Genomic DNA, 14,143 nt, shown 5'->3' on the forward strand with positions numbered 1-14,143 from the left:
ACAACCCCGCATATTAACAAAATATTAAATTGGTGAAAAACTTATGCGTGTATTGCCTTTCCATCAACGGCTAAAGCTGCTTCTCCAATTGCTTCTGATAACGATGGATGCGGATGGATAGTTTGCGCAATCTCCCAAGGAGTTGCATCTAGTACTCTCGCTAAACCAGCCTCCGATATCATATCCGTCACATGTGGACCAATCATATGAACACCTAGTAAATCATCTGAAGACCCGTCAACAACAAGTTTAACAAACCCATCAGACTCACCAAAAACAAGTGCCTTTCCGATTGCTCTGAAAGAAAACTTACCTACTTTAACAGTAAATCCTTTCTCTTTAGCTTCCTCTTCAGTAAATCCGACACTCGCAATCTCAGGATTACTATAAACACATTTTGAGACGAGTGAATAATCCATTGGTGAAGGATTTTCTCCAGTAATATGCTCAACTGCAACAATACCCTCGTGGGATGCTACATGAGCAAGCTGAAGACCACCAATTACATCTCCAATCGCATATATATGGGATTCTTTTGTTTGGAAAAATTCATTTGTTGTAATATATCCTTTTTCCAAAACAATCTCCGTATTTTCAAGGCCAATATTTTCAACATTCGCTTGTCGACCGACAGATACAAGCACCTTTTCTGCAGTAAAGGACTTAGCTTCACCTTTATGCTCAGCTTTAATCGTAATCCCATCTCCTTTTTCAAGGGTCTCAGGTAAAACTTTCGCACCAGTTACTATTTTTACGCCTTTTTTCTTGAGTAATCGCTGCATTTCCTTTGAGATTTCATGATCCTCCGTTGGAAGAATTCGATCAGCATATTCAAGCACTGTTACTTCTACTCCGAAATCGTGAAGCATTGATGCCCATTCAATTCCGATTACGCCTCCTCCAACGATGATAATAGACTTGGGAAGAGAATTCATTTTTAGGGCTTCATCAGAAGATAAAACATATTCGCCATCAATTTCGAGTCCAGGTAAAGACCTTGGTCTAGAGCCTGTTGCAATTATGACATTTTTGGGAATCAGCATTTCATTTTCTTCACCATTGTTCATTTCAACTGAAATGGTTCCAGGCATTGGTGAGAAAATAGAAGGACCTAAAATTCGTCCCAAGCCCTCTATTACATCAATTTTCCCTTGTTTCATTAAATGCTGGACACCTTTATATAGTTGTTCAGTGATTTTATTTTTTCGGTCCTGTACTTTTGAAAAATCAAGGGATACATCCTTTGTGATCACACCAAATTCTTCACTTCTTTTCGTTGTCGAGTACACTTCTGCACTTCTTAAAAGAGCCTTACTAGGAATACACCCCGCATGCAAACAGGTACCACCAAGCTTCCCTTTTTCAACAACTGCCACTTTCAGTCCAAGCTGTGAGGCACGAATTGCAGCGACATACCCACCGGTACCGCCTCCTATAATCACTAAATCATATTCCTTTGACATAACCAACCACCTTCCTATTTTAAGAGGATGTTAAAAAGTCGGCCGAAAATGACACATCAAATTTCCTCGAACACTGCTCCAAGTACATGGTGAATAACTAGGTTATGCGCTTGTGTCTACTAGCTTATTCACGAAGTTAATTCCTCAGCGCAAGGCTGCAAGGATGTTAACTCAAGCAGTCGCCTCGCTCCGGTACTCAAAGCTGCGCCGCCTTGAACTTCTCGGTCCTTTTTAACCTCCTTTTTAAACACTTATTTTAAGACAGGGGCCCGGAGTTGCTTTCCGGGATATTCTTTTTCCTTCTCGTCCCCACGCAGCACACGTAATGCACCCTCCGCTAATGCCTGTAATTCATTTTCTCCTGGCTGAATGATGACATCCGCTATCCAATTCACATGGTTGGAAATTTCGGAGATAAATTCATTTCCATATGCTAATCCACCGGTTAAAATAATTGCATCAACACGCCCTGAAAGAACCGCGCTTGCTGATCCTATTTCTTTGGCGATTTGGTACGCCATTGCCTTGTAGACTAATCTCGCCCTTTTGTCACCTTTTTCAATCATTCTTTCAACTTCCACTGCGTCATTTGTACCAAGATATCCGACTAAACCACCTTGGCCAACAAGTTTTTTCATGATTTCTTCACGGAAGTACTGACCAGAAAAGCAAAGGTCGATTAAATCCCCCGCAGGAACTGTCCCAGCTCGTTCTGGGCTAAATGGTCCGTCACCATGCAACCCATTGTTTACGTCAACCACTTTACCACGCTTATGGACGCCGACTGTGATTCCACCGCCCATATGGGTGACGATTAAATTCATTTCTTCATAAGTTTTTCCAAGATCCTTCGCAACTCTTCTTGCTACTGCCTTTTGATTTAAAGCATGAAAAATGCTTCTTCTTTCAATCAAATCAAAACCTGATATTCTAGCAATAGGTTCAAGTTCGTCAACAACAACAGGATCGACGATATATGGCGGAATATTTAACCCAGATGCAATTTCATACGCTAAAATACCTCCAAGATTTGATGCATGCTGCCCAGCGTACCCAATTCTCAAATCATGAAGCATCTCATCATTTACTTTGTAGGTTCCACCTTGTATTGGCTTTAATAACCCACCCCTACCACAAACTGCACTCAGTTTTGAAATATTAATACCTTCATTATCTAATGTTTCTAGAATCATTGTTTTTCGAAATTCATATTGATCAATAATATTGTCATAAGCATTTAATTCTGAACGATCATGTCGAATTGTCTTCTCAAAAACAGAACGTTCATTATCATAGACGCCGATTTTCGTTGATGTTGATCCTGGATTGATAACGAGAATCCGATATTCTTTGTCATGCAACATTGAAACCTCCAGTACTTAAATGCAGTCCTACGGTTTTTTTAAAATCCCTTAGAAATGATAAAGGGTAAAATGGAGGAAAAACTCATTAAAGTCTTCCCCCATCTACTAGTCCTTATTTTCTTCGACTTAAAATGTGGTGCCCATTTTGTAAAAATTGACTTCTGGAATTTCTCATTCTCTCGATGCGCTCTTCTGCCAAACGATCTGCAGCCTGATAGGTTGGAATGCCATCTCTTTTTGCGATTTCAATTACTTTTTCAATTGTGTCGTAAAGTGATTCAACCTTTTTAAGCGCACGCTCTTGATTGTAGCCATATAATTCGTCGGCAACATTGATAACTCCACCCGCATTAATCACATAGTCTGGAGCGTAGATAATCCCTAATTCATGAACCATGTCACCATGACGTGGTTCTTTTAGTTGATTGTTGGCAGAACCCGCAATGACTTTTGCCTTTAATTGTGGAATTGTCTCATCATTTACTGTTGCACCTAGTGCGCATGGTGCATAAATGTCACACTCTACACCATAAATGTCGTTAGGGTCCACTGCTTTTGCTCCGAAATCTCTAACAGCACGGTCTACTGCATCTTTATTAATATCTGTTAAAATTAAATTAGCTCCTTCTTCACGAAGGTATTTACATAGTGTATAGGCTACATTTCCAACGCCTTGAACAGCCACAGTCTTTCCTTCAAGCGAGTCCGAACCAAACGCCTCTTTGGCTGCGGCTTTCATTCCGCGGTATACACCAAACGCAGTCACTGGAGAAGGGTTACCGGATGAACCAAACGCTGGTGATATGCCCGTTACAAAATCAGTTTCTTCGTGAATAATGTCCATATCTGCAACAGTCGTACCCACATCTTCTGCTGTGATGTAACGTCCGTTAAGACCTTGAATATAACGTCCAAAAGCACGGAACATTTCTTCGTTTTTATCCTTGCGAGGATCACCAATAATAACTGTTTTGCCTCCACCAAGATTTAATCCAGCAGCTGCATTTTTATATGTCATCCCTTTCGCAAGTCTTAATGCATCCTCAATCGCTGCTTCCTCTGAAGCATATGTCCACATACGGGTACCGCCAAGTGCCGGACCTAATGTTGTATCATGAATAGCGATAATCGCCTTTAAACCAGATTGTTTGTCCTGACAAAATACTAATTGTTCATAATCAAATTTTTCCATGTAAGAAAAGATTTCCATTTTGTTAGATCCTCCCCAAGATTGACGATTAGTTGATTATTTATTGGCAGAGCATACTGCCAACGCTAATGAAAATAATTTACTTTTTGCAGAGTCAGCTCTGGAAGTTAAAACAATTGGTGCAGAAGCACCTGCAATAACAGCTCCTACCTCTGCTTTTGCAAAATAAACCAATGATTTATATAATGCATTTCCAACTTCTATTGTAGGAACAAGCAAAATATCAGCCAGTCCAGCCACTGCGCTCGTGATTCCTTTGTGCTTAGCTGCATGTATCGAAATGGCATTATCAAGAGCCAATGGTCCATCGACGATACAGTTTTGAATTTGACCTCGATGGTTCATTTGGGTTAAAACAGCCGCATCTAAAGTTGATTGCATCGCTGGATTTACCACTTCAACAGCTGCTATGGGTGCAACTTTCGGTACGGTTATCCCAATGGAGTTTGCCACCTTAACCGCATTATTTAAAATCTGGACCTTTTCCTGCAGCCCCGGCGCTACGTTCATAGCTGCATCAGTTACGATTACGAGGCGGTCATAATCAGGTACTTCAAAAACAGCAACATGTGATAAAACATTCCCTGTCCGTAGTCCATATTCTTTATGCAAAACGGCTTTTAAAATAGTTGATGTTGAGATATTCCCTTTCATTAACACATCTGCTTCTCCAGCATGAATTGCTTTTACAGCAGCCCTCGCCGCTTCTTCTTGTGATGGTGAATTTACTACATTTAGTGCTTCATGCTCGGCTCTATATCCTCCTTTTTCAGAAAGGATTTTGTTTATTTTTTCTTGATTACCAAACAATAAAAAACGAGCCAACCTGTGATTTACTGCTTCAACAACTGCTTCAAGTACTTCTTCATCCTCAGCGGCCGCTACTGCTACGGTAACCCGGGATTGACCTGTTGCATTTCTGATAAGATTAGTCAGTTTCATTCGGCTTTACCTTCTTTACAATCATAATTCCCTCGTTTTTTACACTTATTAATCATGCAATTATCGTGCCAACGTAAAATATATTGAAAGCGCTTTATACAGTCTAATTCCCCAGAAAAACCCATTGCAACATATTGCATATTTTGCAAAAAATTGCGTGCTTTAATTTGCAAGATTATACTTTTCCAATTTATAATATAGACTTCGAAGCGATATCCCTAATGATTTTGCAGCAGCTGTTTTATTTCCACCATTCAAATTCAATACCTCTAAAATAACTTTTGCTTCGTACTTCTCGACTATGTCCGATAAAAGGACATCCTTAATTTCAGATTCAGGTAAAGAAGGACTAGTAGGGGCTTTTTCCTTCATATTATGTAGTGGTTGGATATGCTTAACATCAATTAGTCTTTCCTGATAGTTCATAAAGATTACGGCTCTACCAAGGACATTTTCAAGCTCCCTAACATTACCAGGCCAATCATATCCATATAAATAGTTAATTGCTTCTTCAGATACTCCTTCAACCGTCCGCCCATAATCTTGATTAATTTTAAGTAGCAAATGCTCTGCAAGTGGTTTGATATCCGGTTTTCTCATTCTTAACGATGGTATATAAATCGGAATTTTGTTTATGCGGTAGTAGAGATCCTCTCTAAAGGTTCCATTTCCGATTCCTTTTTCTAAATTTACATTTGTAGCAGCAATTATTCGTACGTCAATAGGAATCGATTTTGTTCCCCCAACTCTTCTTATTTCTCTTTCCTGCAAAACCCTTAATAATTTTGCTTGAGTATTTAAAGACAATTCACCAATTTCATCTAAGAAAATACTACCATTGTTCGCTTCCTCAAATATGCCACGTTTTCCACCGCGCTTCGCTCCTGAAAAAGCACCTTCTTCATATCCAAAAAGCTCACTTTCTAATAGTGACTCTGAGATTGCAGCACAATTCACACGAACAAACTTATTATATTTTCTCTTACTTTCATTATGTATCGCATGTGCAAACAATTCCTTGCCTGTCCCAGATTCCCCTCTAAGCAAAACGGTGGCTGGGGTTTTTGCTCCAAGTTTTGCTTGTTCAATTGCAAATTCCATCTCTTCAGAGGAACCGATAATATCATCAAATGTGTATTTCGCTTCAAGAGACCGAATGATATGTCTGGCCCGATTCAATTCTGTTGTGAGTTGACTAATTTCAGACACATCGTGAATGACTCCAACACTTCCCTTAAGCTTGCCATCCACAATGACTGGCGCAACATTTACTATCACATCTTTTTCATTTGGGCCCACTTTCATCCGGGCACCTCTTACAGGTCTTCTCGTTTTTAACACCTGCATGTGCATACTTTCTCCTTCAGAAATATCAGCATTTGCAGGCTTCCCGATGACCTGGTCCTTATCAAGTCCAGTTATTCGGGTGTATGCACGATTTATTAAAATGCCTCGTCCATCCTCATCTACTACGGAAATAGCTTCATCAGAGGATTGGATGATTGCTTCAAGCATAGTTTGTATTTCTTTTAAATTTGTTATTTCTTCAGCAAGATTGACAACTTCAGTAATATCTTTAAAAACAGCAAATGCTCCTAGTAACATTCCTGATTCATTGACCATTGGAATTCGTGTTGTAATGATTTTCCGTCCATTTTCCAAAACAAATTCCTGGTTCACTTCAATAGCCCTTGTTGAAAGAATCTCTGGCAATCGGCTGTCCGGAATGCATTCGAAAATATGCTTTCCGATTACTTCTTCCTTTTTAACACCGATCATCTTAGATGCACTATTGTTTAGTAAGATGACTTGGCTATTAATATCAATGACAATCATTCCATCATGGGTTGAATCTAAAATCAAATCGACCATAACCTTCTGCATAACCAATGTCACCTCCTGATTGCAAGGTTAGGGTTTTGCAATATTTTACATACCCTTATTATATCCTTTGCAAAAAAATGCACACCTTTATAATAACCTTAAACCTCCATCTTGACAAATTTTATTATTAGCTTAAATTTAAATATAGAGAAGTCTTTATTTGAAAGGATTTTAAATTATGCAACGTATATTGGCTTTAATCGTGCTACTCATACCAGGCATTATTGCCGGGGTGGGGATTAAATTTATGAGGGATATGTTTTTTGGTGTGTTACACAGCCCGATTCCAAACTTAATGCTACAATTTATTATCGGTCTTATTTTCTTTCTAGCCGGTTTATCCTTTATCGGTGGATTCATTCTCCACCGTGACCGTAAAAGAAATAAGGTTCAAGACAGATTTAATAAAGAAAGCTCCCCTGTTGGAGAGCAAAATAAATAATCCTGCTTTTGACGAGCAGGATTTTTTATTTAATAAATTGCACTGCATTCTTCGGATAATCAGTGATTATGGCAGAGCATCCAAAATCAATAAATTGCTTCATTTTTTTCTCATCATTTATCGTAAACGGACGAACCGCAATACCATTTTGCTTCGATTCATCGACTATTTCTTTACTAATCGTTTGATGATATGGATGGATGCCATTTGTGTTAAGGCGTTTTGCATAATCCCAAGGCTCATAAAGACCCTCCATATATAAAATCGCCAAATCAATTGTACTCGACAGCTGTCTACACTTCACTAAGCTATAATGATTAAAGCTGGATAAAACAATTCGATCTTCTAGTCCATAGTCATTAATCAACTTCAAGGTTTTCTCTTCTATACCCTTATAGGAAACTAATCCTGTTTTAAATTCAACATTGATAAGTAGCTGATTTGATTTTGCCCAATCAAATACTTCCTCAAGTGTAGGAATCTCGCATATTCCATACTTATCCCTAAATTTATAGCTAGCATCCATTTTTTTGATTTGTTTTAATGTATAATCCTTAACCCAGCCCTTATCTTTTCCATTTGTTGTTCGTTTGACGGTTTCATCATGGATGACAACAATGACACCATCCTTCGTCATTTGAATATCTAACTCAATCCCATCAGCACCAACACTTGCCGCTTCTTTAAACGAAATCATTGTATTTTCCGGGTGTGTTCCGGCCGAACCCCTATGCCCAAAAATTTTCGTTTTCATCATTGATATTCTCCTTTATTTAGTATATCTCCATTATAAAGCAATTTTATTAAAGGGAGAAAAAATAAAGAAAAAAACACCACTTTCACATTGAAATCGGTGTTTTTGATAATTAGCTGAATTATAGGTTCGGTTTATTTACTTCTTACCCTCTCAAGAAGCTCTGTGTTCTAGACGAAGCTTATCAGCGACCATCGCGATGAATTCACTATTTGTAGGCTTTGCTTTTGACATACTTACTGTATAACCGAAAAGATTAGAAATAGAATCGATATTACCACGGCTCCATGCAACTTCAATGGCATGACGAATTGCACGCTCAACGCGGCTTGCAGTTGTATTGAATTTCTTCGCAATATCTGGATATAGAACCTTTGTGATAGATCCTAATAATTCGATATCATTGTATACCATTGAGATTGCTTCTCTTAAGTATAGATACCCTTTAATATGAGCAGGAACTCCAATTTCGTGAATGATACTTGTAATGCTAGCGTCTAAGTTTTTCGGGCTATTTTCTTGCTGTGAACGAACAACTTGATTGGATGGATTTCGTTTAATCACTGGAGCTACTTTTCCGCTAACTTGACGGATTCGACTTGCAAGGTTTTCCATATCAAAAGGCTTTAAAATAAAATAGGCGGCTCCTAAATCGACAGCCTTTTTCGTTACATCTTCTTGACCAAAAGCTGTTAACATAATAACATAAGGCTGTTTTTCAAGATTTGAATCACGTAGTTTTTCTAATACAGCTAAGCCATCTAGGTGAGGCATAATAATATCTAAAACGAGAACATCTGGCTGTTTATCTTGAAGCATATTAAGGCAATCTTGACCATTATAAGCAACACCTAAGACTTCGATATCATCTTGGCTAGATAAATATTCATCAAGTAAATTAACCAGTTCTCTATTATCATCAACCACACAAACTTTTATTTTTTTCACTTTGTTTCCTCCTCAAGCTAAAATCCGCAAAAATTGTATATATTTCTATTCTAAAGAAAGAATTCGACAATGCAATAAGAATTCCTTTATTTTTTTAAAAAAATAGGAAAAATTTATTGAAAAATAAATAATTCTCCATTATAATTAAAGATTCGACTCAAAACGCCAAAATTTATTGGTGAAATTTAGGATTTGTCGAAAAATCTTTATTTGATTTTATTATATAATCTCATTCAACTTTTGGCGATAGGAAAAAAAATAAATCCATATAGAAAAAAGCGAGCATTTTAGCTCGCCTTTTTTTGTTCCTTTTTATAGATATCAATACCCGCTTCACTTAGCATCCATTCAATGTGAACACCATATCCGCTTGTTGGGTCATTAACGAATACATGTGTAACTGCTCCAATTAATTTACCGTCTTGAATGATTGGACTACCGCTCATACCTTGAACGATACCACCGGTTTTTTCTAAAAGGCGTTTATCGGTTATCTTAACAACCATTCCTTTTGTTGCAGGAATTTTTTGAGGAACAGCACTTACAATTTCAATGTCAAATTCCTCAACCTTATCATTTTCTACAACAGTTAAAATTTTTGCAGGTCCTGGCTTTACTTGATGTGAAAGTGCAATTGGTAGCGGCTTATCCATTATGCCGTTATTCACTTGTTTGTTTAACTCACCAAAAATGCCAAATGGACTATTTCGCTTAATGTTCCCGATGATTTCCTTATCTGCTGAAAAACGTGCAAGCTTTTCACCGGGGTCACCATTACTTCCTTTTTCAATGGAGGTAACTGTCGATCTTACAATTTGTCCATCAGATACAACGATAGGCTCCTTCGTATCCATATCTGAGATAACATGTCCTAATGCCCCGTATTTTTTTGTTTCTGGATGGTAGAAGGTCATTGTCCCTATCCCAGCAGCCGAATCGCGGATATATAGCCCAATTCGATATGCCTCGTCGTTCTTATCCTTTAATGGCATAAGCTTCGCATTGATATCCTCGTTATCTCGGACAATTACTAGGTTTAACGGTTCACCTGTCTTACCGGATTCTTGAACAAATGGTCCAACATCACTCATTTTTTCAATTTTTTTACCGTTAATCTCTTTAATGATGTCGCCCACCTGTACCCCAGCAATTTCACCTGGGGACTGTTTACCATCTTCTGTTTCAATTTGGTGGTGACCAACAACCAATACACCAAGCGTATTAAGTTTCACCCCAATAGATTGACCCCCAGGTACGACTTTAAAGTCAGATAAAACATTAACATTTACTTTTTTAACTGGAATACCAGCTAATGCAACCATCATTTCACCTTCACCTTTTTTCTTTGCAGCAACTGAGATCTGTTGATCATCGACCGCTGATGAAAAGGCAAAATTGGAATCCTGAATAGTTGTGGTGACTGGTAATGAGGATTGTACTGTGAAATCTTGGCCTTCAAATAAAGTAAGGTGTTTAGGAATTTCTATATAATCTTTAAGCGGCTTGTAAAACCCTAAAGCCATTATTGAAACAAGGAGAAATGTACCGATTATATATCTAATTTTTTCTATTTTCATTTACTTTTCACTCTCCTCGCTCCTATCCCACGCCATACTGAATCAAATGCGCCTTAGCATATTGCAGCCCGATTTTTTTAGGTCCACACGATGTGGGTCACAAAGACGTTGCCACATGATGTGGCGTTTTTAGTCTTTGTTCTTATGTCTCAAAAAATTTAATTTAAAAAATCGTGGCATCCGCCGGAGGCTTAACTTCATTCTGTCAGGGTTTGAATCCCGACTGAATAAAGTTATGGCTACATTCTTTAATTTGGCCTTTCAGAGCAACATTTATAACCACTAAGAGATTAAAAAAGCTACCCATTTTGGATAGCATTACAAATAAAAATCGCTCATAACTTTGTATAAAGCTAAACAATCAAAGACATCTAGTGATTTACCATTTGTCTTGCAAGTTTGCTTTCTTTTGCAAGGCTTAACAATTCTTTCGCATGCTCTTTCGTCAAATCTGTGATTTCCACCCCGGAAATCATACGGCTAATTTCCTTGATTTTTTCGGTTTCATCTAGAGGGATAACTGATGTTGTGGTTCTTCCTTGAACAGTTTCCTTCGCAATAAATAAATGGGTATCAGCCATTGCCGCAACCTGTGGAAGGTGAGAAATACAAAGAACCTGAGAGCCTACAGAGACCCCATATATTTTTTCTGCAATTGCTTGAGCAACACGGCCACTTACACCCGTATCAACTTCATCAAATATGATCGAGGTAACACCTTGATGTTTTGAAAAAATACTCTTAATTGCCAGCATAATCCTTGATAGTTCACCACCTGATGCAATTTTTGCTAGAGGCTTAAGTGGTTCACCAGGATTAGTCGAAATATAAAATTCAATAACATCTTTCCCATTTGGAGTGAATTTAATAGGCAAATCCTCAAAAAAGTTAATATCAAATTTCGCTTTTTCCATATACAGGTCTTTTAATTCCTGCGCGATTTTATCAATTAGCTCTTTTGCTAGCTGTTTTCGAAGTTGTGAAACATTTTCAGACTCAAGCTTTACATCTTCCAAAATCGATTCAAGCTCTTCCTTAAGCTTACCAATATGCTGCTCACGATTTTGGATTGTGTCTATTTCATCCTCGATTTTTGCCGCATATTCGAGAATTTCCTCAACGGATTGTCCATATTTCCTCTTTAACTGTGCGATTTCATTTAAACGACCTTCAATAAAATCAAGTCTTGCAGGATCAAACTCTAATTCGTCAAGCTGATCGCGTATGTTATAGGAAATTTCCTCTAATAGATAAAAGCTATTGGAGATGGTCTCATGAATGTTCTTTAATTCTTTATCAATATCCATTACATCTTCGGTATGATTCATGGCTAGTCCAACCCAATCAAGACCTTTTTGGTCTCCATAAAGAGCATTATAGCTATTTTGAAGGGATTTGAAGATTTTTTCGTAATTTGAAATCTTACTTCGTTCCTCGGTTAGTTCTACATCTTCATTAGGCTTTAGTTCCGCCTTTCCAATCTCTTTTAATTGAAATTGAATTAAATCTAGACGATGAGCCATCTCTTGTTCATTTTCATTGAAGCTTTTTAATCGCTGCTTTACATTTAAAAAATTCTTATATACCGCATGGTATTCCTGTAATTCTTGTTTAAGTGGATTCCCGCCATATTGGTCTAGCATGTAAATATGCTGATCCTGATTCATCAAATCTTGGTGTTCATGCTGTCCGTGAATATCAATTAAAGTTCTTCCGAATTCACGAAGTATTGAAATGGTGACAAGTTTACCATTAATTCTACAGACACTTTTCCCTGATTTCGAAATATCTCTTCTTAATACAATCATTCCCTCGCTAATTTCAATACCAAATTCTTGAGCTTTTGCGTAACATGGGTGATTGTCATCTTCGATTAAAAACAGACCTTCTATTTCGGCACGATCTTCCCCATATCGTACAAATTCCACGGAGCCTCTGCCACCCACCAATAAATGAACTGCATCTATTATGATGGATTTACCCGCTCCTGTTTCACCTGTTAAAACAGTTAAACCTTTTTCCAATGAAATAGAAAGAGATTCAATAATAGCGAAATTCTTGATAGATAATTCTGCTAACAATTCCTACACCTCCTTATTCCACTCTCTCCATTACAGCATGTCTAAGAATCGATTTGACACAATTTCGGTTTGTTCTGGAGTTTTACAAATAATTAAGCAAGTGTCATCACCACAAATTGTACCTAAAATTTCGTCCCAATCTAAATGGTCAATTAAGGCGCCAATTGCATTTGCATTCCCCGGAAGAGTTTTCATAACAAGCATATGTCCCGCTGAATCAATTTTTACGAAAGCATCCATCAATGAACGTTTGAGCTTTTGAAGCGGATTGAAACGTTGGTCTGCTGGTAAACTGTATTTATAACGCCCATCAATCATTGGCACCTTTACTAAATGAAGTTCTTTAATATCACGGGAGACGGTCGCTTGGGTAATGTTGTACCCCTCACTTTTTAGAATATCAACAATTTCATCCTGTGTTTCGATATCATTGCTCGTAATAATATCACGTATTTTAATATGTCTTTGCCCCTTATTCATCATGAATTCCTCTCTCTCGTAAAATCGTCGATTATTACCTCTTATGTTAGCCGATTCTGACAAAATTGTACATTTTTTTTAATGATTTTAAGGTTAACAATATGAATGAGGTAAAAATTTTTTCATGAAGAAAGAGGACAGCACAGTGGCTATCCCCTTTACATTATGATTTATCATTCTTTAAATTTGCATGTGCACTTTCAACAACTTCTTGTTGGGAAACAGGTAATTTGTTTTTACCGACTTCTACTGGTCCATTCCAGCGTAAATGAAGTAAAAATTCGATATTTCCTTCCCCACCAGTAATTGGTGAGTATGATAAATTGATGCAATCATACCCTTCCTTCAAGGAAAATTCAATCATATGTGTCAGTACAGCCTCATGAATTTTGGGCTCACGCACAATTCCCTTTTTACCCACCTGCTCCTTACCGGCTTCAAATTGTGGTTTTACAAGAGCTACAACATCACTATTTGGTACGAGAAGTGTTTTTAAAACAGGTAAAATCAAGCGTAATGAGATAAAGGATACATCGATTGTAGCAAACTCCGGTAAACCACTTTGGAGGTCAGCTTGCGTTACATACCTAAAGTTTGTCCTTTCCATAACGACAACACGTTCATCCTGGCGTAGCTTCCAAGCAAGTTGGTTATATCCGACATCAAGAGCATATGATTTCTTGACGCCATTTTGAAGGGCACAATCCGTAAAGCCTCCAGTGGAGGAGCCAACATCAATCATGATTTTATCCTTTATATGTAGATCAAATTCCTTTATGGCTTTCTCAAGCTTTAACCCACCTCTGCTAACATAGGGAATAACATTTCCCTTGACAGTGAGCGGAATATCAATTTCTACTTTTTCTCCTGGTTTATCAAGACGCTCTTCTTTTGTATAAACGAGTCCAGCCATAATTGAACGCTTCGCTTTTTCCCTTGTTTCAATTAACCCACGTTCAACTAATAATACATCGAGTCTTTCTTTTTTTGTACCCATG

The 14,143-nt window shown here is 37.8% G+C and carries 12 protein-coding genes; 1 reads left to right on the forward strand and 11 read right to left on the reverse strand.

Translation table 11 applies throughout. The features are described 5' to 3' along the window. Positions 1-41: 41 nt before the first annotated feature. The 5 genes from lpdA to V7097_RS12550 all read right to left on the reverse strand — a co-directional run bounded on the left by lpdA (position 42) and on the right by V7097_RS12550 (position 6,863). On the reverse strand, positions 42-1,463 hold the full coding sequence (gene lpdA, locus V7097_RS12530; RefSeq protein ID WP_335703959.1) for a dihydrolipoyl dehydrogenase: 1,422 nt from the start codon (positions 1,461-1,463) through the stop codon (positions 42-44). Between the two features lie 251 nt (positions 1,464-1,714). Next, on the reverse strand, positions 1,715-2,827 hold the full coding sequence (gene buk, locus V7097_RS12535) for a butyrate kinase (RefSeq protein ID WP_438824230.1): 1,113 nt from the start codon (positions 2,825-2,827) through the stop codon (positions 1,715-1,717). 112 nt (positions 2,828-2,939) lie between these two features. Continuing rightward, positions 2,940-4,037 (reverse strand): branched-chain amino acid dehydrogenase, encoded by a 1,098-nt coding sequence (bcd, locus tag V7097_RS12540; RefSeq protein WP_335703960.1) that lies wholly within the window; start codon positions 4,035-4,037, stop codon positions 2,940-2,942. Between the two features lie 36 nt (positions 4,038-4,073). Further along, on the reverse strand, positions 4,074-4,979 hold the full coding sequence (yqiS, locus tag V7097_RS12545) for a phosphate butyryltransferase (RefSeq protein WP_335703961.1): 906 nt from the start codon (positions 4,977-4,979) through the stop codon (positions 4,074-4,076). A gap of 162 nt (positions 4,980-5,141) precedes the next feature. Next, entirely contained in the window at positions 5,142-6,863 is a 1,722-nt protein-coding gene (locus V7097_RS12550) for a sigma-54-dependent Fis family transcriptional regulator (RefSeq protein WP_335703962.1), read from the reverse strand. A 178-nt stretch (positions 6,864-7,041) separates the two neighbouring features. On the opposite strand from V7097_RS12550, the gene V7097_RS12555 reads away from it, so the two are divergent. Beyond that, positions 7,042-7,305, forward strand: a complete 264-nt coding sequence (locus tag V7097_RS12555) for a DUF2627 domain-containing protein (RefSeq protein ID WP_335703963.1) — start codon at positions 7,042-7,044, stop codon at positions 7,303-7,305. 25 nt (positions 7,306-7,330) lie between these two features. Here the strand turns inward: V7097_RS12555 and V7097_RS12560 are convergent, their stop codons facing one another. The 6 genes from V7097_RS12560 to V7097_RS12585 all read right to left on the reverse strand — a co-directional run bounded on the left by V7097_RS12560 (position 7,331) and on the right by V7097_RS12585 (position 14,142). Next, entirely contained in the window at positions 7,331-8,059 is a 729-nt protein-coding gene (locus V7097_RS12560) for a glycerophosphodiester phosphodiesterase (RefSeq protein WP_335703964.1), read from the reverse strand. Between the two features lie 153 nt (positions 8,060-8,212). Next, on the reverse strand, positions 8,213-9,007 hold the full coding sequence (gene spo0A, locus V7097_RS12565; protein ID WP_335703965.1) for a sporulation transcription factor Spo0A: 795 nt from the start codon (positions 9,005-9,007) through the stop codon (positions 8,213-8,215). 287 nt (positions 9,008-9,294) lie between these two features. Then, entirely contained in the window at positions 9,295-10,584 is a 1,290-nt protein-coding gene (spoIVB, locus tag V7097_RS12570) for a SpoIVB peptidase (protein WP_335703966.1), read from the reverse strand. Between the two features lie 371 nt (positions 10,585-10,955). Then, entirely contained in the window at positions 10,956-12,665 is a 1,710-nt protein-coding gene (gene recN, locus V7097_RS12575) for a DNA repair protein RecN (RefSeq protein ID WP_335703967.1), read from the reverse strand. Between the two features lie 30 nt (positions 12,666-12,695). Continuing rightward, positions 12,696-13,145, reverse strand: coding sequence for a transcriptional regulator AhrC/ArgR (gene ahrC / locus V7097_RS12580; RefSeq protein ID WP_335703968.1), 450 nt, complete (start codon positions 13,143-13,145; stop codon positions 12,696-12,698). Between the two features lie 163 nt (positions 13,146-13,308). After that, on the reverse strand, positions 13,309-14,142 hold the full coding sequence (locus V7097_RS12585; RefSeq protein WP_335703969.1) for a TlyA family RNA methyltransferase: 834 nt from the start codon (positions 14,140-14,142) through the stop codon (positions 13,309-13,311). Between the last annotated feature and the right edge of the window lies 1 nt (position 14,143).

This window comes from Bacillus sp. JJ1562 (assembly GCF_036962705.1).
GTDB lineage: Bacteria > Bacillota > Bacilli > Bacillales > Bacillaceae_L > Ferdinandcohnia.